The organism is Bradyrhizobium monzae, from assembly GCF_021458635.1.
Taxonomy (GTDB): domain Bacteria; phylum Pseudomonadota; class Alphaproteobacteria; order Rhizobiales; family Xanthobacteraceae; genus Bradyrhizobium.
The window spans coordinates 173,673-196,807 of sequence record NZ_JAIRDQ010000014.1 but is presented as its reverse complement, the minus strand read 5'-3'; the positions used below and the strand labels follow the sequence as shown (position 1 = coordinate 196,807).

27 protein-coding genes are annotated in these 23,135 nt (G+C 65.3%); 16 read left to right on the top strand and 11 right to left on the bottom strand.

Annotated elements, in window-relative coordinates; genetic code table 11:
• The first annotated feature begins 155 nt into the window (after positions 1-155).
• Together K3F49_RS35355 and K3F49_RS35350 are read left to right on the top strand one after the other, a co-directional pair.
• Positions 156-971 (top strand): L,D-transpeptidase, encoded by an 816-nt coding sequence (locus K3F49_RS35355; RefSeq protein WP_234685478.1) that lies wholly within the window; start codon positions 156-158, stop codon positions 969-971.
• A 117-nt stretch (positions 972-1,088) separates the two neighbouring features.
• Positions 1,089-1,307 (top strand): hypothetical protein, encoded by a 219-nt coding sequence (locus K3F49_RS35350; RefSeq protein ID WP_234685477.1) that lies wholly within the window; start codon positions 1,089-1,091, stop codon positions 1,305-1,307.
• Positions 1,308-1,369: 62 nt separating this feature from the next.
• Here the strand turns inward: K3F49_RS35350 and K3F49_RS35345 are convergent, their stop codons facing one another.
• From K3F49_RS35345 to K3F49_RS35320, 6 genes are all read right to left on the bottom strand, one after another.
• Entirely contained in the window at positions 1,370-2,191 is an 822-nt protein-coding gene (locus tag K3F49_RS35345) for a DUF2076 domain-containing protein (RefSeq protein WP_234685476.1), read from the bottom strand.
• Between the two features lie 132 nt (positions 2,192-2,323).
• Complete coding sequence (locus K3F49_RS35340; RefSeq protein ID WP_234685475.1) at positions 2,324-3,169, bottom strand: ChbG/HpnK family deacetylase; 846 nt, start codon at positions 3,167-3,169, stop codon at positions 2,324-2,326.
• On the bottom strand, positions 3,166-4,212 hold the full coding sequence (locus tag K3F49_RS35335; protein ID WP_234685474.1) for a glycosyltransferase family 2 protein: 1,047 nt from the start codon (positions 4,210-4,212) through the stop codon (positions 3,166-3,168). Before K3F49_RS35335 ends, K3F49_RS35340 begins: the two co-directional genes overlap by 4 nt.
• A gap of 81 nt (positions 4,213-4,293) precedes the next feature.
• The gene (gene hisG / locus K3F49_RS35330; RefSeq protein WP_234685473.1) at positions 4,294-5,271 is read right to left on the bottom strand and encodes an ATP phosphoribosyltransferase; all 978 of its coding nucleotides are present in this window, start codon (positions 5,269-5,271) and stop codon (positions 4,294-4,296) included.
• Between the two features lie 3 nt (positions 5,272-5,274).
• The gene (locus tag K3F49_RS35325) at positions 5,275-6,426 is read right to left on the bottom strand and encodes an ATP phosphoribosyltransferase regulatory subunit (protein WP_234685472.1); all 1,152 of its coding nucleotides are present in this window, start codon (positions 6,424-6,426) and stop codon (positions 5,275-5,277) included.
• A 263-nt stretch (positions 6,427-6,689) separates the two neighbouring features.
• A complete protein-coding gene (locus K3F49_RS35320) occupies positions 6,690-6,890 on the bottom strand; it encodes a hypothetical protein (protein WP_234685471.1) in 201 nt (66 codons plus the stop codon).
• A 222-nt stretch (positions 6,891-7,112) separates the two neighbouring features.
• Here K3F49_RS35320 and K3F49_RS35315 point away from each other — a divergent pair, with 222 nt between their 5' ends.
• On the top strand, positions 7,113-7,619 hold the full coding sequence (locus K3F49_RS35315; protein WP_234685470.1) for a hypothetical protein: 507 nt from the start codon (positions 7,113-7,115) through the stop codon (positions 7,617-7,619).
• A 70-nt stretch (positions 7,620-7,689) separates the two neighbouring features.
• Complete coding sequence (locus K3F49_RS35310; protein ID WP_234685469.1) at positions 7,690-8,634, top strand: helix-turn-helix domain-containing protein; 945 nt, start codon at positions 7,690-7,692, stop codon at positions 8,632-8,634.
• A gap of 15 nt (positions 8,635-8,649) precedes the next feature.
• Here K3F49_RS35310 and K3F49_RS35305 read toward each other — a convergent pair whose 3' ends face one another.
• Positions 8,650-9,405: a 16S rRNA (uracil(1498)-N(3))-methyltransferase gene (locus tag K3F49_RS35305; protein ID WP_234685468.1), complete on the bottom strand. Its 756-nt coding sequence runs from the start codon at positions 9,403-9,405 to the stop codon at positions 8,650-8,652.
• Between the two features lie 211 nt (positions 9,406-9,616).
• On the opposite strand from K3F49_RS35305, the gene K3F49_RS35300 reads away from it, so the two are divergent.
• Complete coding sequence (locus K3F49_RS35300) at positions 9,617-10,276, top strand: hypothetical protein (RefSeq protein WP_234685467.1); 660 nt, start codon at positions 9,617-9,619, stop codon at positions 10,274-10,276.
• The gene (ubiA, locus tag K3F49_RS35295) at positions 10,273-11,214 is read left to right on the top strand and encodes a 4-hydroxybenzoate octaprenyltransferase (RefSeq protein ID WP_234685466.1); all 942 of its coding nucleotides are present in this window, start codon (positions 10,273-10,275) and stop codon (positions 11,212-11,214) included. The genes K3F49_RS35300 and ubiA overlap by 4 nt, the downstream gene beginning before the upstream one ends.
• 101 nt (positions 11,215-11,315) lie before the next feature.
• On the opposite strand, the gene K3F49_RS35290 is transcribed toward ubiA, so the two are convergent.
• A complete protein-coding gene (locus tag K3F49_RS35290; RefSeq protein ID WP_234685465.1) occupies positions 11,316-11,834 on the bottom strand; it encodes a DUF6101 family protein in 519 nt (172 codons plus the stop codon).
• 279 nt (positions 11,835-12,113) lie between these two features.
• Between K3F49_RS35290 and K3F49_RS35285 the strand changes: the two genes are divergently transcribed.
• The 6 genes from K3F49_RS35285 to lpxK are packed head-to-tail and all read left to right on the top strand — an operon-like array spanning position 12,114 to position 17,662.
• Positions 12,114-13,517, top strand: a complete 1,404-nt coding sequence (locus K3F49_RS35285) for a TldD/PmbA family protein (protein ID WP_234685464.1) — start codon at positions 12,114-12,116, stop codon at positions 13,515-13,517.
• On the top strand, positions 13,504-14,316 hold the full coding sequence (locus K3F49_RS35280; protein ID WP_234685463.1) for an inositol monophosphatase family protein: 813 nt from the start codon (positions 13,504-13,506) through the stop codon (positions 14,314-14,316). The genes K3F49_RS35285 and K3F49_RS35280 overlap by 14 nt, the downstream gene beginning before the upstream one ends.
• A gap of 60 nt (positions 14,317-14,376) precedes the next feature.
• The gene (locus K3F49_RS35275; RefSeq protein ID WP_234685462.1) at positions 14,377-14,622 is read left to right on the top strand and encodes a DUF4170 domain-containing protein; all 246 of its coding nucleotides are present in this window, start codon (positions 14,377-14,379) and stop codon (positions 14,620-14,622) included.
• Positions 14,619-15,332, top strand: a complete 714-nt coding sequence (locus K3F49_RS35270; RefSeq protein WP_234685461.1) for a lysophospholipid acyltransferase family protein — start codon at positions 14,619-14,621, stop codon at positions 15,330-15,332. The genes K3F49_RS35275 and K3F49_RS35270 overlap by 4 nt, the downstream gene beginning before the upstream one ends.
• Positions 15,295-16,653 (top strand): 3-deoxy-D-manno-octulosonic acid transferase, encoded by a 1,359-nt coding sequence (locus K3F49_RS35265; RefSeq protein ID WP_234685460.1) that lies wholly within the window; start codon positions 15,295-15,297, stop codon positions 16,651-16,653. The genes K3F49_RS35270 and K3F49_RS35265 overlap by 38 nt, the downstream gene beginning before the upstream one ends.
• Positions 16,646-17,662, top strand: coding sequence for a tetraacyldisaccharide 4'-kinase (lpxK, locus tag K3F49_RS35260; protein WP_234685459.1), 1,017 nt, complete (start codon positions 16,646-16,648; stop codon positions 17,660-17,662). Before K3F49_RS35265 ends, lpxK begins: the two co-directional genes overlap by 8 nt.
• A gap of 134 nt (positions 17,663-17,796) precedes the next feature.
• On the opposite strand, the gene K3F49_RS35255 is transcribed toward lpxK, so the two are convergent.
• Entirely contained in the window at positions 17,797-18,858 is a 1,062-nt protein-coding gene (locus tag K3F49_RS35255) for a winged helix-turn-helix domain-containing protein (protein ID WP_234685458.1), read from the bottom strand.
• 159 nt (positions 18,859-19,017) lie between these two features.
• Between K3F49_RS35255 and K3F49_RS35250 the strand changes: the two genes are divergently transcribed.
• Positions 19,018-19,257: a DUF1127 domain-containing protein gene (locus K3F49_RS35250; protein ID WP_234685457.1), complete on the top strand. Its 240-nt coding sequence runs from the start codon at positions 19,018-19,020 to the stop codon at positions 19,255-19,257.
• Positions 19,258-19,417: 160 nt separating this feature from the next.
• A complete protein-coding gene (locus K3F49_RS35245) occupies positions 19,418-19,723 on the top strand; it encodes a hypothetical protein (RefSeq protein ID WP_234685456.1) in 306 nt (101 codons plus the stop codon).
• 16 nt (positions 19,724-19,739) lie between these two features.
• On the opposite strand, the gene K3F49_RS35240 is transcribed toward K3F49_RS35245, so the two are convergent.
• A complete protein-coding gene (locus tag K3F49_RS35240) occupies positions 19,740-19,967 on the bottom strand; it encodes a DUF2093 domain-containing protein (RefSeq protein WP_234685455.1) in 228 nt (75 codons plus the stop codon).
• A gap of 180 nt (positions 19,968-20,147) precedes the next feature.
• Between K3F49_RS35240 and K3F49_RS35235 the strand changes: the two genes are divergently transcribed.
• Entirely contained in the window at positions 20,148-20,978 is an 831-nt protein-coding gene (locus K3F49_RS35235; RefSeq protein WP_234685454.1) for a dienelactone hydrolase family protein, read from the top strand.
• A gap of 135 nt (positions 20,979-21,113) precedes the next feature.
• The gene (locus K3F49_RS35230) at positions 21,114-21,263 is read left to right on the top strand and encodes a hypothetical protein (protein ID WP_234685453.1); all 150 of its coding nucleotides are present in this window, start codon (positions 21,114-21,116) and stop codon (positions 21,261-21,263) included.
• A 173-nt stretch (positions 21,264-21,436) separates the two neighbouring features.
• Here the strand turns inward: K3F49_RS35230 and xseA are convergent, their stop codons facing one another.
• Positions 21,437-23,077: an exodeoxyribonuclease VII large subunit gene (gene xseA / locus K3F49_RS35225; protein WP_234685452.1), complete on the bottom strand. Its 1,641-nt coding sequence runs from the start codon at positions 23,075-23,077 to the stop codon at positions 21,437-21,439.
• Positions 23,078-23,135 lie beyond the last annotated feature (58 nt).

Here is a 23,135-nt window from a genome sequence, read left to right as displayed (position 1 = left end):
CAAATTGCCGCGCCGATCGCGACGTGGTGAATCGAAACGCCGCTCCCGTTTACCAAACGAAACGGAGTTTGCTCTCTATTGACCACGTCGAGGACGCGCACAACCAACGCGTTCGGCGGCGAATGCAACTAGACGAAACAGTACAGAGTACGTCGATGTTCAAGAAAATGTCTGTCGCGCTGCTCGGCAGCGCTTGCGCCTTCATTGTCGGCGCTGATCGCGCCGCAGCTTTCGACAACACGGTGCCGAACGATCCGCCCCCGATGCTCTACCAGCCGCGTGTCGTCCCGCCGCCGGTGCGCGTCGTCTCCAATGCCAACATGGGCGGCGGCTTCATCGAGTTCCTGTTCGGCGATGGGCCCGGCCGCGGTCCGGCCTATGAGCCGCAGCAGTCAATCTATCAGCAGCAGCCCGGCTACAACGATCTACGCCGTCTGCCGCCGATGGGCGGGCCGCAGATGCAGGGTGGATATCAGCAAGGCGCAGCTCTCCAGCAGGAGGCGATCGATCCGCGGCAGCGTACGTTCGATCCGAAATTCGAGAAACAACTCGTCGACTATAGCGGCAAGGAAACTGCCGGCACGATCGTGGTCGATTCCAACAACAAGTTTCTCTATCTCGTCGAGGGCAACGGCCGGGCGATGCGCTACGGCATCGGGGTCGGACGCGAGGGTTTCACCTGGAGCGGCGTGAAGTCGATCACGGCGAAGCGCGAATGGCCGGACTGGACGCCGCCGGCGGAAATGATCGCACGCCGCCCCGATCTGCCGCGGCACATGGAGGGCGGCCCGGAAAACCCGCTTGGCGCGCGCGCGATGTATCTGGGCTCCACGCTCTACCGCATCCACGGCTCCAACGAGCCCTGGACCATCGGCACCAACGTCTCCTCCGGCTGCATCCGTATGCGCAACGAAGACGTCATCGACCTCTACGGCCGCGTCAATGTCGGCACCAAGGTCGTGGTGATGTGAGGGCCTGCGGCTTCAGAGATGCCGCAGATGTGAGCAGTCGTGAAGGAGCGGCGGATTGGTGCGGTAATGCCCTGGTCCTATGTGGGTGCGCATAGCTACTCACCTTGGAGCAATGCGATGCGTACGATCTTGGCTTTGGGTGTTCTCGTCGCTCTGACCGCCTCGGCTGGTGCGGGCACCGTGCATCATCGGCGCCATGTCGCCCCTGCCGGCCAGACCTTCGCCCCCCAGCTCACGCCGCGCGCGGCTGAGGGCTTTGCCTATGTTCCTCGCCCGGTCCCGTACTCGGCGCCGGCCGAATACAATCCCAATCCCTATCCGTACTGGGGCGGCTGACCGCCGCAACTGACAAAACGGCCGCCCTTTGGCGGCCGTTCTGCTTTGCGGGTCGGACTTGCTCAGGCGTAGTCGCTGCCGTCGTCGTCTCCACCACCGAAGTCGCTGTCGTCGGCCAGGTCCGTATTGCCGTTGTCGTTGTTGTCGTAGTTCTGGTCGTCGTTATCGCGATCGTTCGACGCCTGGTCGAGGAAGCCTTGACGCGAATCCCGGTTCGATCCGATGTCGTTGAGACCGGCATCGCGGGCCAGCGAGCCACTGGACTGGTCGCTGCTCCAAGGGCTGCGGTCGCCCAAGGCATTGGTGTCGCCAAAAGCCTGATGCGATCCGCCGCCCATCATGCCGCGGATGCTGGAGAGCAGCAGCGAGCCGCCGACCACGCCGGCCGCGGCCGCCGCTGCCGTGCCCAGGAACGAGCCGCCGCCACCGCCGACCGGCGGGGCGCCGTAGCCCTGACCATAACCCTGGCCCTGTCCGTAGGCCTGACCATAAGGCGGCTGGCCGTAGCCGGGTTGTCCCGGCTGGGCCTGCTGCATTGCCTGGCCGCTGTTCCAGACCGGCCGGGAGTCACGCGGCGGCACATTCGGAACCGAACCGCGCGACGGGCTCGAGCCGAACAACGTGTCACGCATGGTGTCGAGGAAGCCGCCGGACTGCGGCTGCTCCAGCGCATGGTCCGCTTCCAGCTCCTGGATGCGGTGATGCGCGCGCTTCAGCGCTTCGTCCTGCAACAGCGTGGTTTGCACCAGCGCATAGACTGCGCCCGGCGCCTTGCGTAAGCCGTCTGAAATCGCGGCGATCGCGTCGGGATCGCGCGGTGCATTTTCCAGTTTCGAAAGCCGGTCGAAAAGCTCGTCGACGAGCTGGCGTTCCTGCGGCGTCATGATCTGTCTCCCTCGCGCAAAACAAGCGCAAGCGGGATGTAGGGTTCCATTGTGGCCCCAACAGTGGCGGCCGGATTAAATTTCGGTATGCGACAGACTGCCCCGGCCCCCCGGCCCTGGCTGTCGTGGGTTTCATCCCAATGTCACGTGACTGGCCGCCAGAAGCCGCGGGAAGGCGTCGCTCGCGAGATAGGCATGCTCGCGTTCCCTGACATCCGTCATCGGGTCGAGGCCGGCGAGGATCTCGTCGACGAAGCCGGGATGGCACATCACCAGGCCGCCCTCGGGCAGACCTTCCAGGAACTGCCGCATCAGATCGCCGAAATCGGCCGCGCGGGTGAAATCATAGGCGCCGGCAAAGGCGGGATTGAACGCAAGGCCGGCGCGCACCGCGCGGCGGCGGAATTGTGCGCTGAGGATATCGAGCACCATTGCCTTTGGTGAAGCCAGCCGTTGCGCCAGCGGCAGGTCACGTCCGCCCTGGCGCACCCAGGCGTTTGGCGCCGCTTCGCTGACGGCCTCCACGAAGCCGTCGCGCACCTGCGGAAACAGCTGCACATGCTGGTGGCCGTCGACGAAATCGGGCGCGCGGCCGAAGGCTTCCGCGAAAGCGGCGAGCTGCGCTCTGACCTCGTTGCGAAAGAACTCGCTGTCGAGCCGTCGCAGAAATCCGGCGCGCAGCAGTTTTGGAAAGGCCATGAACATGTCGCCGTCGAGCGGACGGAAATGCATGGTGAGGGGGCGGAACGGCGCCGACAGCGTCACGTGCAATCCGATCGCGCAGCGCGGGCTCGCCTTCACGGCAGCCTGAAGCGCCTCGACCTCGCTCGGCTCGATCGCGGGGCCGACCATCATCACAGACGTCGCATTGAGGCGTCCGCGCTCGATCAGGTCGCGGATCGCACGATTGACGCCCGGGCTGATGCCGTAATCGTCGGCGCAGAGCCAGATCGGCCGCGGCGCTGCCGCCGCGCTCATTCGGCTGCGGTCCTGCTGGATGCGTCGCCGGCCTTGTCGGCCTCGAAATGCTTTTCGCTGTGCTCGGCGACGAAGTAGATCGGACGCGCCTTCAGCTCCGAGAGGATCTTGCCGATATATTCGCCGACGATTCCGATCATGATGAGCTGCACGCCGCCGATCGTCATCAGGCCGATCACGAGCGAGGGATAGCCGGGCACCTGCTTGCCGGTGGTCCAGACCTCCCAGAGGATCGAGAGGCCGAACAGGAAGGCGCCACCGGCGAGGATGACGCCGAGCAGGCTCGCGAAGCGGAGCGGTGCGACCGAGAACGAAGTCACGCCTTCGATCGACAGACCCAGCAGACGCGCGGCGCTGAAGGTCGTGACGCCGTGGGTGCGCGGCGCCGGCTCGTAGTCGACGCGGATCTGGCGAAAGCCGATCCAGCTTGCGAGCCCCTTGAAGAAGCGGTTGCGCTCCGGCAGCTGCCTGAGTGCCGCGACCGCGCGCGGTGACAGCAAACGGAAGTCGCCGGCGTCTTCCGGGATCTTCTGGCGAGCGCCCCAATTGATCAGCGCGTAGAAGCCGCGCCCGGCGACTCGGCGCAGGAAGGGCTCGTTGTCGCGATGTGCCTTGGCCGTATAGACGACATCATAGCCGTCCTCGATCCAGTGCCGCACCAGCTGTTCGACGAGCACCGGCGGGTGCTGGCCGTCGCCGTCCATGAACATGACCGCGCCGAGGCGGGCGTGGTCGAGGCCGGCCATCAGCGCCGCCTCCTTGCCGAAATTGCGCGACAGCGAAACCACCTGGATGTCGATCGCGTCGGCCGGCAGCGAACGGGCGATCGACAGCGTTGCGTCCGCACTGCCGTCGTCGACATAAACGACCTCGCAGGCAAGGCGGTAGCGTTGCCGCAAGGTCTTGGCGATCTCGCAGATGCGCTGGTGCAGGACGGCGAGGCCCGCCGCTTCGTTGTAGACGGGGACGACAATCGACAGCCCCTTCGCGGCGGCACTCGCTGCGGTGGTGGTCAGGGCGGAAACGTCAGAGCCCAGTATCATCGATCGAGGTTCCAGAGGCGTCGAGGTCAACAGCATATGGTAGCTGCGGCTTGCTGTCGCTACGCTGAACGGACCTGAGGCTCACCGCCGCAGGAACGCTTCGAGCTTGGCAAACAGAGGGTTCTCCCGGTCGAACACGTAGTCGAGCGAGACGACCGAGACGGTCTCGGCGCCATGTTCGCGCAGAAAGCTCGCGAGCGTGTAAAGCTGGCCGGGTGGGCAGTGCAGCGTGAGCATGCCCGACGAGGTCGGTCCGCCGAACGGCGCCTCGACGCCGAAACGGCTGTGAGCCTCGGTGAGCAGGGCGGCGTCGCATTGCCGGAAGCGGGTCCGGACCTCGCGGTATTTGTTGGCCCGGGCCCGGGCGGCGATGTGGTCGAGGATGACGCGGGCGGTCTCGCGGGCCTGCGGCGACCAGTCGGCCTCCCTTGAGGCGACCAGATTGGCCTGGCTGCGCAGGATCACGCCGTCGTCGAGCACCCGCAAGCCATTGGCGGCGAGCGTCGCACCCGTCGTGGTAATGTCGACGATCAGCTCGGCGCTGCCGGCCGCCGGTGCGCCCTCGGTCGCGCCTGCGCTCTCGACGATGCGGTAATCGGTGATGCCGCGGCTCTGGAAGAAGCTGCGGGTGAGGTTGACGAACTTGGTCGCGACCCGCATCCGCATGTGATGCTGCTCGCGGAAGCCGGTGGTGACGTCGTCGAGATCCGCCATGGTGCGGACGTCGATCCAGGCCTGCGGCACCGCGACCACGACGTCGGCATAGCCGAAGCCGAGCCCGTCGATCAGCGACACCTGCTTGTCGGCGTCGGCGATATTCTCGCGCACCAGGTCTTCGCCGGTGACACCGAGATGCGCGAAACCGCGGGCGAGCTGCGATGCGATCTCGCTCGCCGAAAGATAGGCGACCTCGACATTGTCGAGGCCTGCAAGCGTGCCGCGATAGTCGCGGGCGCCGCCGGCCTTCGACAGTTTCAGCCCGGCACGGGCGAAGAAGGCCTCGGTGTTTTCCTGCAGGCGGCCCTTGGAGGGAACGGCCAGAACGAATGGCGCGCTCATGACTTAAGCTCCCACCTTGCGGCCGATTCTGGTCAGCGCGTCCACCCAAACCGAGAAGCCGACGGCCGGGATCGGCGCCGGCGATCCGAGCTGGGTCATCAGTCCGTCGTAGCGGCCACCGGCAACCAGCGGCTCGGCGCCGTTGCCCTTGTGATGCAATTCGAATTCGAAGCCGGTATAGTAATCGAGGCCACGCCCGAACGCGGTCGAGAAGCGCGTGGTCTTCACGTCGATGCCGCGCGCCGCCATGAAGCCGATCCGGCTCTCGAACTGGTCGATCGCGCCGGCAAGGTCGAGCTTCGCATCAGCGGTCAGCGCGCGCAGCTCGGCAATTGCATCATCCGGATTGCCGGAGATCGACAGGAAGCGCTTCAGCACGGTGATCGCCTCGCGCGGCAGCGCGCCGCCCTTCAGCGTCGACTGCTCGAGGAAGCGGTCGGCGATCTCGGCCGTGGTGCGGCCACCGACATTGGTGGTGCCGGCGATCGACATCAGATCGGAGACGAAGGCCAGCGCCGCCTTGCGATCGGAGCCGGCGAGCGCGGCCAGCACACCCTCATATTCGCTGCGCGTGGTTGCGGTGGTGCGAGCCAGCCCTTCCAGATCCTGCTCCAGGCTGATCTTGCGATGGAAGTCCTTGACCAGGCGGCGGCGCCAGACCGGATAAAGGTCGAGCGCGTCGAGCAATGCGTTGAACAACGCCACGTCGCCGGTGCGGATCTCGACGTCGCGCACACCGAAAGCGGCGGTCGCCTCCAGTGCCAGCGCCAGCGTTTCGGCATCCGCGGCCGCGCGATCCTGGCGGCCGAACGACTCGATTCCGGCCTGGAGGAATTCACTGGCCTGCCCGCTGCGGTAGCGGAACACGGGACCCAGATAGCTGAACCCGGCCGGCTGGCCGGCGCGGCTGGAGGCGAGATAGTCGCGCGCCACGGGGATCGTCAGGTCTGGGCGCAGGCAGAGCTCCTCGCCGGACAGGTCCGTCGTCAGATAGAGGCTTTTGCGGATGTCCTCACCGGACAGGTCGAGGAACGGCTCGGCCGGCTGCAGGATGGCGGGCTCGGCCCTGACGTAGCCGGCCTGCGCAAACGACAACAGCAGCGTATCCGCCCAGGCGGCGGAGCCGGCAGCATTTGAGGTGGCAGTCGCGGTCATAACAGGGGTCCATCATCCCGGCGGAACCGGGCAGGCAAGGAGAAGCCAAAGGGGGTGCCAAGGGAGGCACAGGAATTGGCGCTGCCCTTAGCATGGCCGGAAAACGGTTTCGACCTCCAAAGGATCAATCGCTTAACGAGTTTGGAGCTGTCCGGATAAGCTCGGCCGGATTCGCCGCCGCATCGGTATATAGGTAATAAAATACCTGGTTGTTGAGTTCCGTGCTGCTGATGCGGCCGTCCCGCGAGGGGATGCCGCGCCATTCAGTCGACTCGACCGGGACCTTCTCTGCGATCTTCCACAGTCGCGTTCCTGGTCGGGGCCGGTCCCGAGGTGTCCGATGCCGCGTCATCCGCGAGCTGCTCCGCCAGATCGAGAATTCTCTGCCTCTTGCGCGCGTCAGTGATGCCGAGAAATGCTTTGATCAGATGCAGCTCCAGGCGTCCCCCAGCATCGTCGTTCATGACCATTCATTTCGCGACCGCCGGCGGAACGGAGCCGGCATCATCGAATCGTTAGATACGGTGGTGCAGCACCGAAGTTTCAGCGCGGCGCAGCGACCACAGACTCCGACATCACAATGAGATTGAGGACGGCCGGCAAGTTGTCGCATACTCAATTTGGGTATGCCGGATGATACGCTCGCTGCTGCCTTCGTCTACAAGATGAATGTTGGTTTCTGATTCATGCGCAATGCTTCTGATATCATCCGGACGGTCTCGCGCCACACACTGGCCTACATGCTGTTTTCGATCAGCGAGATGTTCCGGAACTACGACGAATTCGATCCGATGGACCTTCTGATCGTTCATGCGATTCTCAATGCGAACGTTATCAATGTGATGAACGACCCGTCGCTGGACGAGAAGTTTTCCAGCATTCACACGGTCGAGCCGGATGTGATCAAGCAGGGCGTGTCCCGCGCGGCACTCTCGCGCTTCCTCAGCCTGCCGCTGGAGACGGTTCGCCGTCGCGTGGCGGGATTGAAGCGGCGGAAAATTCTCGCGGAGACCAAGGCCGGGTTGATCGTGACCGAGCAGAACGCATTCAAGTTTGGCAACAACCACGAGCTACAGAAGACCAATATGCTGCACCTGACGAAGCTGCTGCGCGATCTCAAGCGCGCCGGCATCGACGGACCGGATGATCTGAGTGCCGCCAAAGTCGTGGTGGCGACGAAGAAAGCGAAGTAAGCGGCTGGACATGGGTCAAAGCATCAACATTGCTCGCGATGGCGTTCAAAGAGGCGCTGCGGAGCGTCTGTTGTCGTTCCAGGGGCTCAAGCCATCATCGGCGCTCGAGCTCCAGTCGTATGACATCGATCATTTCGGCGACAGCGAGAGATATGCCGGTGCGTCCAGCATGCCGTTGGCGGCCGGGTCGACTGCGATCATGCGCGCGCGGCTCAGCCTGCCGACCCTGAGCCTGTCGCTGGTGAAAACCTTCCCGCGCATCATTCGCGGTTATCAGCTGGCGCATGCCGCCGCCGTGGTGGTGCCGATGGATCATGTGACCTCGACCCGCATCAACGGGCAGTCGATCGGTAGTTCGATCGTCATTCTGAAGGGCGCGTCCGATTGCCTGGTCTATGAGCCGGTCGGCCGTCTGATCGGTGTCGTCTACTTCACGCCGCCCGCGTGCGAGCCCTGGTCTCGCCTGGATGGCTATCATTTGCTGAGCCCGACATCGGACGTGCTCGCCTCGCTGCGCGGCCTGATCTCCGCAACGCTCGAAACCGCCGCCAATGATCCGGACTTCCTGAACGAGCCGACGTCGCGCGCGGTTGTCGAGCAATCGCTGCTCAACGCGATCGACGGCGCCATCCAGACCAGCGTGGACAGCAGGTCCGTGCACGCCACGACGGAGAGCTACCTCCAGATCGTCGCCGACATGGAAAGATCGATCCGGCACGATCTGACGATCTGGCTCAAGACGACCGAAATGGCCGAGCGCGTGGGCGTGTCGGTCCGGACCCTCCAGAGTGCGACGCAGGCCATTTGCGGCATGAGCCCGCATCGCTATAGCCGAGTCCTGCGGCTCTGGTCGGTGCGCCGGCAGCTGCGCACCGGCCCCGGACGGCGCAGCGTGAAGGCCTGCGCCATTGCCCATGGCTTCTGGCATTTGAGCGAGTTCGCGGCGAGTTACAGGGCGGCGTTCGGCGAGTTGCCGTCCGAGACCCTGCATCGATCTGTGCGGGAGCACAGCTAGAAGGAAGATCGCGCTTTAGTCGCGCGTGCCGCCCCAATCGCCCAGCACGGCCTGCACCAGCGCCAGCGCTGCCACCGCGGCCGTGTCGGCCCGCAGGATCCGCGGGCCCAGCGCCAGCCGCAGGATTTTTGGCTGGCGCAGCAGCAGGGCCCGCTCTTCTTCGGCGAAGCCGCCCTCGGGACCGATCAGGACGTCGATACCGTGCCCGGACGCGCGCGCCTGTTGCAGGCTCTGGATGGGATTCTCGACCTCGGCCGCCTCGTCGCAGAACACCAGCAGGCGGTCGGTGGGGCGCTGGCTGAGGTAGCGCTCGAGCGGCGCGGGTTCGGCCACGGTGGCGAGGCTCAGGATTCCGCATTGCTCGGCGGCCTCGATGACATTGGCGCGCATGCGCTCGGTGTTGACACGGGAGGCCTGGGTGAACCGGGTCTGGACCGGTTGCAGGACGGCGGCGCCCATCTCCACGGCCTTCTGGACCGTGTAATCGAGCCGGGCGTGCTTGAGCGGGGCGAAGACGTAAGCGAGGTCGGGCAGCCGATCCTGGGGGCGCACTTGCTGGAGGATGACGAGATTGTCGGGCCGCTTGCGACCTTCGATCGCGGCCTGCCATTCGCCGTCGCGGCCGTTGAAGGCCAAAACCTCTGCCCCGGCGGCAAGCCGCAGCACATTGCCGAGGTAGTTGCTCTGATCACGGTCGAGCGGAACCCTGGCATCCTGGGCCAGGGAGGTCTCGACGAACAGGCGGGGCGCGCGAAAATCGTGGGAAGGCATTGATCAAAAGTCCGATTCGCCGCCGTTCTTAACCGAAAGCCGCCGTTTCGGGGGTAAATATTGCCGAATCGGTGCGTCGGCGCGCCGCGCTCTTGCCCTATTCGACGGGTTGTTAAGCGCTGGCGGGAATCGTAAAATCGCGAGCACGCTGGTTGCGCTTCAATTGGGAAGACGCCGAGCCCCGCTTGCTCCTGCCGGAGAGACTATCTTGATGATCCGTCGATTGATGGTCCCGATCACTGCCGCCCTGCTCACCATGGGTGCTGCTGGCGCCCACGCGCAGGGGTTCCCGGCGCCGCTGCCGGGTCGGTCCGCACCCGATTCCGCGTTTCCGCCCGTGAACGGTTCGGCGCCGGTCGCCTCCGTCGGCGGCGCGCCGCAAGCCTCGTTCCCGACCAACGGCGCGGCCCCGATCGGTGGTGCCGGCGCCTTCAGCGCGGCCCCGCCGACGCAAGGCGGTCCCGGCGAGGACTGCATGAAGGCCTTCATACCGCTCCGCGAGGAAGCCGAGAAGCGCGGCAAGCTGATCAAGGCGGCGAGCGATCGGCACGCGCCGCCGGACGAGGCCTGCAAGCTGATCCGCAATTTCAGCCAGGCTGAGACCAAGATGATCAAATACATCGAGGTTCACGCCGCCAAATGCGGAATCCCGCCGAACGTCGGCGCACAGATGAAGGACGGCCACAAGAACACCGAGACCATGGCGACGAAGGTCTGCAACGTTGCGCAGCAGATGCAGAACCAGCCGCGCGGTCCTGCCGGTCCGTCGCTCAGCGAAGTGGTGGGTTCGGGTTCGGCGCCGGAAGCCAATGCCGGCAAGAAGGGCGGCAGCACCTTCGACACGCTCAACGGCAACGTCCTCACCCGATGAGCGACACATCCGCCCGCGTTGCCGATTCCACCGGCAACTGGGTCGATACGCTCGCGCCGCAATGGGCGCGGCCGTATTTGCGCTTGTCCCGCTTCGATCGTCCGATCGGCTCCTGGCTCTTGCTGATGCCGTGCTGGTGGTCGGCCGCGCTCGCGAGCGGCATGGCGCATGATGTTCATCGCCTCCCGCTTGTCATCGTGCTGTTCTTCATCGGCGCCTTCGTGATGCGCGGTGCCGGCTGCACCTGGAACGATATCACCGACCGCGACCTCGACGACAAGGTCGAGCGCACCCGCTCGCGGCCGCTGCCGTCGGGGCAGGTGACAACGAAGCAGGCGCTGGCCTTCATGGTCGCGCAGGCCCTGATCGGGCTCGTGGTGCTGCTGCAGTTCAACCGCTTCGCGATTCTGACCGGCATCGCCTCGCTCCTGATCGTTGCGATCTATCCCTTCATGAAGCGCATCACCTGGTGGCCGCAGATCGTGCTCGGGCTGGCCTTCTCCTGGGGCGCCCTGATGGGATTCGCCGTCACCTTCGGGCGCATCGACGTCACCGCACTGGTGCTCTACGCCGGCGCGATTGCCTGGGTGATCGGCTACGACACCATCTATGCGCATCAGGACGCTGAGGACGACGCGCTGATCGGCATCAAGTCCACCGCGCGCCTGTTTGGCGCGCATACGCACCAGGCGCTGATCCTGTTCTACGGATTATCGGTGATGCTGATTGGTGTCGCGCTGGCGTCAGGCGATGCGCGCTGGCCGGCCTGGATCGGGCTTGCGGCCTTCGCCGCGCATCTGGCGTGGCAGATCATGCGGCTCCGGATCGAGGATCCGGAATTGTGCAAGCGTCTGTTCTACTCGAACAAATATGCGGGGGCGCTGCTGTTTGCGGGATTGCTGGGCGACGCGATGATGCGGGCGTCGCAGGTCTCGTAGGGTGGGCAAAGGCGCAAAGCGCCGTGCCCACGATCTTTCAATGATTTCGATGGAAAGGTGGGCACGCTTCGCTTTGTCCACCCGGCACCTGTGATTGCCGCTTAATTCCTTGCAATGATCTCGCGTTCTTGGCGATGAACCGGCAGCTCGCGCGCCATGGCGGTGCGGCGGCGCATCAAGAATTTCGGACGGCGGTCGCGGATCGCGTTGCGGCGACGACGACGCGGTGCCGGCTTGCGGGCCGCTTCGTCGAGCTGCGGCAGCGCAAAGATTTCGCTCCACACGGCCCAGGCCTCGGCGAGATCGTCGCCATCGGCACTGACCAGCAGGGGAACGGACAGTGAGGGATCGCGATGCACCAGGACGAGGGTCTGCGCCTCGTCATTGCCGCGCAACGCGACGCCGGTGAAGTCGCTGACGCGGACGTTGATCGCCATCTGCATGCCGCGGACGGCACGACGCAGCACGACACGCTCGCGATGAAGCTCGATTTGCCTGGTGTAGCCGTCGGCGCGCGGATCATGCGCATCGAAGCGGACCGGAAGGGAAAGAGGGTCGAGCCGCAAGCCGCGGCTCGACCCGGCGGGGTTGGCCCCGCATGTTGCTGTTTGACGCCTCACGGCTTTAATTCTCCCCGCCAGGATTATGTTCCCGGTCGATGCGAGGACCTTAGCGCGCCCGTTTTCGAAACCGCTTAAAAAGGCTGGTTAATCCAGCGTCACCGCCCGCCATGATTGACAAGACCTTGGCACGCATGATTGACGAGACGTTGCGCCGAAGCCGCGAATCTGAGCGTTTTGCAGGCTGATAATGCTTGAAGTCCGCACCATTTGGGCACATCTGGTGTTCAGGGCCCCTGATCGCCCCGAAACCTCCCGCGCCCCAACTGGATTTCGTTTGTGAACCCTTCACCAAGCTCGACGCTTTCGCCCCAGGACTCTTCAAAGTCCAATCGCGACCTGTTCGATCAGTCCGCGCTGTCCGATCTCGCTCAGCGTCTGGTCGAGGCGGCGAAGCGCGCCGGCGCGGATGCGGCCGATGCGGTAGCGGTGCGCGGCGTCTCGCAAGGCGTCGAAGTGCGCGACGGTCGTGTCGAGGAATCCGAGCGGTCCGAGGGCGACGATGTCGGCCTGCGCGTTCTCGTCGGCCAGCGCCAGGCCGTGGTTTCGACCAACGACGCCAGCGGCGATGCGGTGACCAAGCTTGCCGAACGCGCGGTCGCGATGGCGCGGGTCGCGCCGTCGGACAAATATGTCGGGCTCGCCGATCCCGCGCTGCTCGCGCGCGACTTCCCCGATCTCGATCTGCTCGATCCCAATGTGCCTGCGACTGCCGAACTCGAGCGCCGCGCACTTGAAGCCGAGGCTGCAGCACTTGCCGTGAAGGGCGTGTCGAAGTCCGGCGGCGCCTCGGCCTCCGCCGGCATGGGCGGCATGGTGCTCGTCACCTCGACCGGTTTCCACGGCTCATACCTGCGCTCGAGCCAGGGCATCTCGGCCACCGCGATCGTCGGCGAAGGCACCTCCATGGAGCGCGACTACGACTTCACCTCGGCGCCGCACGGTGCCGATCTGTTGTCGCCTGAGACCGTCGGCCGCTCCGCCGGCGAGCGCACCGTGGCACGCTACAATCCGCGCAAGGTCGAGACCTGCAAGGTGCCCGTCGTATTCGACCCGCGCGTCGCCGGCTCGCTGGTCGGCCACGTCGTCGGCGCCATCAACGGGGCTTCGATCGCGCGCAAGACCAGCTTCCTGAAAGACAAGCTCGGCCAGCAGTTGTTTGCGAAGAACATCCGCATCATCGACGATCCCCTGCGCAAGCGCGGCCTGCGCTCGCAGACGTTTGATGCCGAGGGCGTCGCGGTGAAGAAGACCGCGCTGATCGACGAGGGCGTGTTGACGACCTGGCTGCTCGACTGCGCCACCGCGCGCGAGCTCGGGCTCACCACCACCGGCCACGCCCATCGCGGCGTGTCGTCCTCGCCGTCGCCCGGACCGTACAATCTGCATCTCGAGCCCGGCACGCCGACGCCCACTGAGCTGATCGCCGATATCAAGCAGGGTTTCTACGTCACCGATCTGATCGGCTCGGGCGTCAACGGCGTCACCGGCGATTACAGCCGCGGCGCCTCCGGCTTCTGGATCGAGAACGGCGAGCTCACTTATGCCGTGAGCGAGGTGACGATCGCGGGCCATCTGTTCGAGATCTTCAAGTCGATGCAGCCGGCCAACAATCTCGAGTTCCGCTACGGCATCAATGCGCCGACGGTGCGCATTGAAGGACTGACGCTTGGCGGACGCTGACGGTCTTGACGCAAACGTTCTGACGCGCGACGCGGCACTGCTGCAAGACACGGTGCGGGAGGCGGGCCGGCTTGCGCAGTCGATGTTCCGCACCGAGCTGAAGACGTGGACCAAGGGCGCATCCTCGCCGGTCTCGGAAGCCGACATCGCCGTCAACGACCTGCTCGAAGCACGCTTGCGCGGCGCCACGCCGGACTATGGCTGGCTGTCGGAGGAAAGCGCCGACGATGCCACGCGGCTGTCGCGGCGGCTGACCTGGATCGTCGATCCCATCGACGGCACCCGCAATTATCTGGGCGGCCATGACGACTGGTGCGTCAGCGTCGCGCTGGTCGAGGATGCCTCGCCCGTGCTGGCCGCGGTGTTCGCGCCGACCTCCAACGAATTCTTTTTCGCCGCCCGCGGCCAGGGCACGACGCTCAATGGCACGCCTGTTCGGGCATCGGGCGGGACCGCGCTCGACTTCGCCCGGGTCGCCGGCCCGAAGCCGATGGTCGAGCGACTCAATACAAGCGGCGGCGACATCAAGCTGCATCCGCGAATCGGTTCGCTGGCGCTTCGGCTCTGCCGGGTCGCCCATGGCGGGCTGGATGCGGCTTTTGCGGGGGGCAACAGCCATGATTGGGACCTTGCGGCGGCCGATTTGATCGTGCAGGAAGCGGATGGTAGGATGAGCGACCTCTCCGGAGATCCCATCCTCTATAATCGTCGGGAAGTGACGCACGGGGTGCTGGTGGCAGCGGGACGCGATCGTCATGCGAGCATTGTCGCGCATTTTCGAAATCGTCCCCTGGCCTGAGCGCTGTCGTCGTGCTTGTCGAACACTGCTTTGCCGGGCAGCCTCTTAGGAACAGAAGCCATGTCTGATAGTGCCCCGCAACAACTGCTTCATCTCGTCATTGGCGGTGAGCTGCTCGATCTCGAGCACAACACCTTCAAGAATCTCGACGACGTCGAAATCGTCGGCCTCTATCCGAACTATGCGGCGGCGCACGTCGCCTGGCGCGCCAAGGCGCAGAGCACGGTCGACAACGCCCAGATGCGCTATTTCATCGTCCATCTCCATCGGCTGCTCGACCCGAATCAAGAAACGAAGGCACGTTGAAAAAACTGCTTCGCAATACGCTGCGAAGCAGCTGGTTTCAGCGTGCCGTCGGGGTCCTGGCGGCCGAATATCTGCGTCTGGTCTGGCGGACCAACAAGTTCACGTTCGATCCGCCCGATGTCTATGACATCGTTGAGCCGCAGATCCCGGCGATCTTCGCGTTCTGGCACGGCCAGCATTTCCTCACCCCGTTCATCAAGACCAAGGAGTCCTACCGGGCCAAGGTCCTGATCTCGCGGCATCGCGACGGCGAGTTCAATGCGATCGCCGTCGAGCGGCTGGGCATCGGCCTCATCCGGGGTTCCGGAGACCACGGCGGCGCTTTCCACCGCAAAGGTGGCGTCGGCGCTTTCAGGGAAATGGTGTACACGCTGCAGGACGGTTGTAATGTCGCGCTGACCGCCGATGTCCCCAAGCGCTCGCGCGTGGCCGGCCTCGGCATCATCATGCTGGCACGGGAATCGGGGCGGCCGATCATGCCTTTCGCAATGGCGACCAGCCGCTTCATCCGGCTCAAGAACTGGGATCGTACCACCATCAACCTGCCGTTCGGGCGGGGCGCCCTGATCGGCATCAAGGAAATCCACGTGCCACCGGATGCCGATGCCGCCACCATGGAAGCGTTGCGGCAGGAGCTGGAAGACACGCTGAACGAAGCCACCCGCCGCGCCTATGCGCAGCTCGGCCGCCCGGGACCTGCAGATGGCTAATTCGCTGCCCCATGCGCTGCCCAAGTCCCTGCCAATGACGCTGCGGATGTATCGGCGCCTGGCCAAGGGCCTGGTGCCGCTCGCGCCTGCGCTGATCAAGCGGCGGCTGAAGCAGGGCAAGGAAGATCCCGCGCGCGTCGGCGAGCGGCGGGGGCTCAGCCAGGACGTCCGGCCGCATGGCCCGCTGGTCTGGATCCACGGCGCCAGCGTCGGCGAGGTGCTGGCGGCGGCCGCGCTGATCGAACGGCTGCGCGATCTCAATCTGCGCATCCTCCTCACCTCGGGCACGGTCACCTCCGCCGCCGTGGTGGCAAAGCGTTTTCCGCCCGACGTCATCCATCAATACGTGCCGTATGATTCCCCGCGCTACGTCGCGCGCTTCCTCGATCACTGGAAGCCGTCGCTGGCGCTGTTCATCGAATCCGACTTGTGGCCGAACCTGATTCTGGCGGGCGCGGCGCGCCGGGTACCGATGGTGCTGATCAACGGGCGGATGTCGCCGCGCTCGTTCCCGCGCTGGCGACGGATGCACGGCACCATCTCGGCGCTGCTGTCGCGCTTCGATATTTGTCTCGCGCAGTCGAAGACCGATGCAGAGCGTTTCTCCACGCTCGGCAGCCGCGACGTCGTGACCACCGGCAATCTCAAGCTCGACGTGCCGGCGCCGCCGGCCGATCCGGCAAAACTCGAACGGCTGATGATGATGACGCGCGGGCGGCCGATCATCGTCGCCGCCTCGACGCATCCGGGCGAGGACGAGATGCTGGTCGCGGCGCATCGCAACCTCGTCGGCTTCTTCCCCCAGCTCCTGACCGTGATCGTGCCGCGGCACCCGGATCGCGGCTCCTCGATCGCGGGACTGATCACCGCGTCCGGCCTGAAGCCGGCCTTGCGCTCGCGCGAGGAACTGCCGACCGCTGCGACCGACATTTACGTCGCCGACACCATGGGCGAGCTCGGCCTGTTCTACCGGCTCTCGCCGATCGTGTTCATGGGCGGATCGCTGATCCGCCATGGCGGCCAGAATCCGATCGAGCCGATCAAGCTCGGTGCGGCCATCGTCCATGGTCCGCACGTCTTCAACTTCGCCGATGTCTACGAGGCGCTGGACGGCAGCGGCGGTGCGCGCCAGGCCGACACGCAGGAGGCGCTGGTCAAGCAGCTCGGCCTGCTGCTGGCCGAGCCGACCGCGCGCGACAAGATGCAGCGCGCAGGCTCAGGCGTGGTCGAGGAGCTCGGCGGCGCGCTCGACCGCACCATGACGGCGCTCGAGCCGTATCTGATGCAGCTGCGGATCGAGATGGGAGCCGCCAATGCGTGAGCCGGCCTTTTGGTACCGGCCGCGTTCCCCGAAGTCGCATCTGCTCAGCCCATTGGGCGCGCTCTACGGCGCCATCACCGCACGCCGCATGGCGCGCCGGGGATTTGACGCCGGCATCCCCGTGCTCTGCGTCGGCAATTACCATGTCGGCGGTGCCGGCAAGACGCCGACCGTATTGGCGCTGACGAAGCTGCTGCGCGAGCTCGGCGAGACCCCGGTGGTGCTCAGCCGCGGCTACGGCGGACGCTTGCACGGTCCGGTGATGGTCGATCGCGAACGTCACACCGCCGCCGACATCGGCGACGAGCCGCTGATGATGGTGCGCGACGTCCCCGTCGCCGTCGCACGCGACCGCCTCGACGGTGTCGCGCTGGCGAAATCGCAAGGCGCCACCGTGATCCTGATGGACGACGGTTTTCAGAACCCGCGTCTGTTGAAGGACGCCTCGCTGATCGTGATCGACAGCGAGCGCGGCCTCGGCAACGGCAAGGTGTTTCCCGCAGGTCCGCTGCGCGCGCCGCTGAAGGCGCAGCTCTCGCGCACCGACGCGCTGGTGCTGATCGGCGACGGCCATGCCGCGGATCATGTCGCATCGAAGATTTCCGCGCGCGGCAAGCCGGTTCTGCGCGCGCGCCTGAAGCCGGACGCGGCCGCGGTCGCGCAGCTGTTCGGCAAGCGGGTGTTCGCCTTTGCCGGCATCGGCGATCCCGAGCGCTTCTTCCGCAGCTTGGCAGCCTGCGGTATCGAGGTCGCACGCACGCGTCCCTTCGCCGATCACCACATGTTTTCGCGGGATGAGCTCTTGGCGCTCGCAGCCGACGCCCGGCGCGAGCAGCTCATCCTGGTGACGACGGAAAAAGATCTCGCGCGCTTGCGCGGCATCGAGGGCGTGCCCGACGGCATCGCGCCCTTCGCCGTCCAGCTCGAGTTCGGCGATCCCGCCAAGCTGCGGCAATTGATCAGCGATCATCTCTACAAGGCCCGCGAGCGGCGCTTCAGCACGCGATGATCTCGTAGCAGCCGCCGGTCTCGCAGGGTGGGCAAAGGCGCATAGCGCCGTGCCCACGATCTGTTCGCGTTCGGAGACAGGTGGTGGGCACGCTGCGCTTTGCCCAGCCTACGGCCCTACGGCATCGTTTCCGTTCATGCCTTCGATCCGCGAGTCCGGATCAGACTGATGTAAGCTTTGACGCCGGTGATATTTAATGAGCGGCTGCACTGTTCGATGGCTTCTTCATAGTGACGGAGATGCAGATGCGCAACGCAGAGAAGCCGCGCAGCGATATTGGCCTGCAAGCCAGCCAGATTTGTATCGTCGCCGTCGAACCAATCTGACCAGATGTCGTGGGCATTCTGAAGATCGGTGAGCGATACGTTCACCCGCACCCGATCTCCGGTGCGTTTCACTGCGCCCTGTACGGCCCAGCGGACGCCGAGACGCGTTCCGAGCTCCTCAAGTGCGACCGCTCTGTTCTTGTAGGCAGACGCGGTCTCACGGCCAACGACGAAAGTGGCGGGCGTCCGTGCGAGGTGCGCTGCCAAATCCGCCGTGATGGCGTCAGCAAGATGATCCTGCTCCGGATCGTTGTTGAGGTTGGCGAACGGCAACACCACGATGGAGAGACGAAGCGGGCCCTCGGACCGGACTGTCGGTTCTGGTTGGATATTCTGCGCTGCCCGAATGACGTCAGTGGGGACTGTCTTCCCGACATTCCGGTAACCGGTAAGCCCAAAGGCCAGTGTGCCGATCACGACAGCCGCCGTCAGCGCCCTGCCGGTTAGCTGCCAGCGATCTCTGGGGTGACGCCGGCCATCGGATTGCTGTCGGCCAATCGCTTTCTCAGAGAGATCCCGGACGGAAACCGTTCCGTCCGTCGCGGCTTCGGGTTGCCGATCCTCATCTTGTACGGCGCCTACGAAGCGAAAGCCCTTTCGCGGAAACGTCTTGATAAGCCGCTGTTGCTCGCCGGAATCGCCGATCGCACGTCGGACGGCGTTCAATCGGGTCGTCAGGGCTGCGTCCGATACAATGCGACCGCTCCAGATTGCGTCGACGAGATCGTCTTTGCTGACGACGTGATCCCTGTTGCGGATCAGATATGTGAGCAGATCGAAAACCTGTGGCGTTGTCGCCACGACATTGCACCCGCGGCGCAACTCGCGCAGGTCGGTGTCCAGTACACAGTCCTCGAAGAAATAGCGCATGGCACCATTCCCCAAGCTTGCCCTTCGTCCGTTGAGGGCCTGGCATCGATTGCCGGAAAGAATAAGCCTTCGGTCAGGAAAATGTAAGCCGAATATCAAGTGCGCCCGATCCTGACGTGGCAACGTTGTGGCGGTGGATCAGTCAGCGGAGCTACCGCGATGAGCACGACCTACGACACAATCGGATTGCCCCGGACCTTCGGCCCGATCAAACCTGTTGGATTTCTTAGGAGAGTTAGGGACTTGGTTCTGGACCGACTCGAGCGCCAAAGGGTGCATGCGATCTTGTCCGGCCTCAGTGACCATGAATTGCTCGATATCGGTACCACGCGCGGCGAGATTGACTATGTGGCGTCGCACCGGGACATCGATCCTCGGGGCAGCCCAAGCGCCGAATAGATCCGGAATCTGCCGTCGGCAAACTTTGCCGCGGGTACGTGTCCTTGGCAGAACGGAATCGGTGGACACGCTTGCGCTTTGCCCACCCTGCGGCACCTCGTCATTCAGCCGGCATTCATAGCAAAACCCCTATCGATCTCGTGCGATCCTGGAGAATGCGATGAAATTGCCTCTTGCGGCCGTTGCCGCCAGTCTTTGTCTGATTGTTACGCCGGCGTTCGCGCAAACGACGCCGGCTCCCGCGGCGCCGACCGCCACGGTACCGGTTCCCGCGACCAAGCGCGTCACCTGCCTCGGCGCGACGCAAAATCTGAAGGGGCAGGACAAGCGCGACCAGATGCAGCTCTGCATGGCGCAGGCGCGGCTCGATTGCCTGAAGCAGGCGATTGATCAGAAGGTGGTCGGCGAAGCGCGCAAGAGTGCGATCAAGACTTGCGTGGGCGCGGATGGTCCCGAGCAGCAATAGCCGCGCGGGCGGGGGCTCACGGCTGCGGCTTTGGCGCGTTCGGAAAATGCCGCTGCAGCACGGCGGCGGGCGTGGCGTAGGCTTCCTGCAAATCCACGCTCCAGTATTTCAGTTCGTCGAGCGGGATCCGCGTGTCGGTGATGGCGCAACGCACGAATGTCCCCGGCGAGATCACGCGGAAATCGCCGTCGAGATATTGCACCTGGGCTTCGCCATGGCCCGAGGGGCCGAACTTGTTCAGCACGGTCGAAAGTCTCCGTGGATGGCCCTCCTTGGAAGACCTTGGGGGCACGATGTGTTGGACCGGATGTAGCATAGATAGGGTGGCTTGTCCGCCCGTTAAACCCACCGGTTTGTGATGTTTTGCCGCCGTTTGCGCATGATAGTGCTTGAGGCCGTGCGGCACCTCCTGCGACAGAGTCCGATGCGCCTTCGACTGACCGCCCTGTTCCCAATGCTTCTGATGGCGGCCGCGCATGCTGCGCCGGCACCTGCACCTGCGCAGGTCGAGATTCCGCTGTCGTCCGGCGTCCTGCACGCGCAACTCTTCAAGCCCGAGGGCGAGGGGCCGTTTCCGACCGTGATCGCGCTGCACGGCTGCGGCGGCCTCGGCAGCCATTCCGATTCCGTCCAGCCGCGTTATCGCGACTGGGCCGAGCGCCTGCTCAAGGCGGGCAATGCGGTGCTGCTGCCCGACAGCTACGGCTCGCGCGAGCTCGGGCCGCAATGCCGCGTCAAGGAGATGCACGTCAAGGCGCGGCGCGAGCGCGTCACCGACATCGCGGCGTCGCGCGCCTGGCTGATGAAGCAGAACTGGGTGGCGCGTGACCGTGTCAGCCTGATGGGCTGGGCCAACGGCGCCAGCGCGCTGCTCTGGGCGGTGCGTCCGCAGAGCGTGGCGCGTGATGCGGGACCGGATTTCCGCGCGGCGATTGCGTTCTATCCGGATTGCCGCATCTCCGCCGGCCTCGGCTGGAGCACGCGGGTGCCGACCCTGGTGCTGATCGGCGCCAATGACGACGTCTCGTCGCCGCCGGCCTGCCGCCAGATGGTGGATGGCGCCCACGGCCGCAGCGCGCTCGCGCGCATCGTGGTCTATCCCGGCGCCTATCACGATTTCGACCGCGCCAACACGCCGCTGCACGCACTCGCCGGCAGCACCGACGCCGCCGTTCCCGAGCATGGCCATCTCGGCACCGATTCCGAGGCGCGCGCGGAGTCGCAGAAGGACGTCGCGGAGTGGCTGGCGCGATAGCTCGCGGGCCTGCCGCGCCGTAGCTCGGTCGAGCGAAGGTGGGGCCGCCCGAGGAACTACGGTTCACGCCTCACGCCGGTTTCACCTGGCGTCGGCGCCTTAGTTCGACCATGATGTCGGCTAAACGCATCTCTCATGCGCAACCGCCTCGCCATCTTCTCATCCGCACTGGTCGTCTTCACCGTGGTGATCTTCCTGTTCGAAGCCCGCGCCGGCGCGCCGCAACTCACGCCGGAACATTGCGGCTTCTGGACCACGATCGACGCGGGATTGTCCTGCCGCTAGGGGCGAGGCTGTCTCCACGCCCGTCATTGCGAGCGAAGCGAAGCAATCCAGAGTCTCTCCGCGGAAAGACTCTGGATTGCTTCGTCGCATCAGCGCAAAATTGCTTCGCAATTTTGTCGCGAGCTCCTCGCAATGACGGCGTGAGAGCGGTGCGCCGCCGCTTTCGCGCCCCTCTAAAACAAACTGCCCTGATCCACCGGCTTGCCCACGCGCTTCGGCGCTGGCTTTGCGTCCTGCGCCGCCGCCTTCGGCTGCGCCGGCGCGCGCTTGGCCACGGGCGCCGGCCGATCCGCATCCGCGGTCGCGCTCACGCGTCCATCCGCGAATTCGATCGCGAGCCGCGCGTTCGGCCCGACGCTGTCGGCCGAATGCAGCGGATGCCCGGCTTCGTCGCGCACCAGCGCAAAGCCGCGGGCGAGCACACCGCGATAGGACAGTGCGGAGAGCAGCTTGCCGCTGTTCTCGACGCGGGCATCGAACCGCTGCAGCAACGTGACCAGCGCGCGGTTGGCGCGTTCGGCAAGCCGATGCGTGCGCTCGCGCTGGCGGGCAATGGCGTTGCGCTGGGCTTGCGCGTTGGAGAGCTTTGAGGCGCGCAAGCGTACCTCTAATCCAGCAAAACGGTCGCGCCGTTGCCGCAGCAGCGAGCCGGCGGACAGTCCGAGCCGTTCGCCGCACACGGTGAGCCGGTGATCGGCCTGCGAAATCTGCCCGTGCAGCACCCGCAGCGTCAACTTCGAGCTCGCGGCGGTAAACCTGCGGAAATGCGAATGCGTGTTGGCCTTGAGCCCGCGGGGCAGGGCGCTGCCCGCCGAATCCAGCCGCTGCCGCGGGATCGCGAGCAGGTCGGACGCCGCGGGAAGCGCACGTGCAGCGGCGCGCAATTCGCTGCGACGGCTCTCATGAGCACGCTGCCAATAGGCGCGGGTGCGCCGCGCGAGATCGGCGACCTCGACGAACAGATCGCTGCGCACGGGCACCGCCATCTCTGCCGCCGCCGTCGGCGTCGGCGCGCGCTTGTCGGCGACGAAGTCGATCAGCGTGATGTCGGTCTCGTGGCCGACCGCCGAGATCAGCGGGATCATGCTCTCGGCGGCTGCGCGGACCACGATCTCCTCGTTGAACGACCAGAGGTCCTCCAGCGAGCCACCACCGCGCGCGACGATGAGCACGTCGGGCCGCGGAATCTTGCCGCCCGGGGCAATCGCGTTGAAGCCGCGGATCGCGGCCGCAACCTGCTCGGCCGAGCCTTCGCCCTGAACTTTCACCGGCCATACCAGCACGTGGCGGGGGAAACGATCCTCGAGCCGGTGCAGGATGTCGCGGATCACGGCGCCGGTCGGCGAGGTCACGACGCCGATCACCTCCGGCAGCCACGGCAAGAGCTGCTTGCGCGCTTCGTCGAACAGGCCTTCGGCGGCGAGCTTCTTCTTGCGCTCCTCCATCAGCGCCATCAGCGCGCCGATGCCGGCCGGCTCCAGCGCCTCGATGACGATCTGATACTTGGAGGAGCCCGGATAGGTCGTGAGCTTGCCGGTGGCGATGACCTCGAGCCCCTCCTGGGGCTTGAAGCGCATGCGGCCGTGCACGCCCTTCCAGATCACCGCCTCGATCTTGGCGCTCTCGTCCTTGAGCGCGAAATAGCAATGGCCGGAGGAATGCGCGCCGCGAAACCCGGAGATTTCGCCGCGGACCCGGACATGGCCATAGGTGTCCTCCACCGTTCGCTTCAGGGACTGCGAGAGCTCGGAGACGGTGAATTCGGGCGCGTTGTTCAGTTGTTCCGCAGGCGGCATCGGCAAACGATTCGGCATTTTGGGGTCGGACCCGACGTTAAGGATTTTCGCAGCACGGCGCCAATCCCGGACTTGA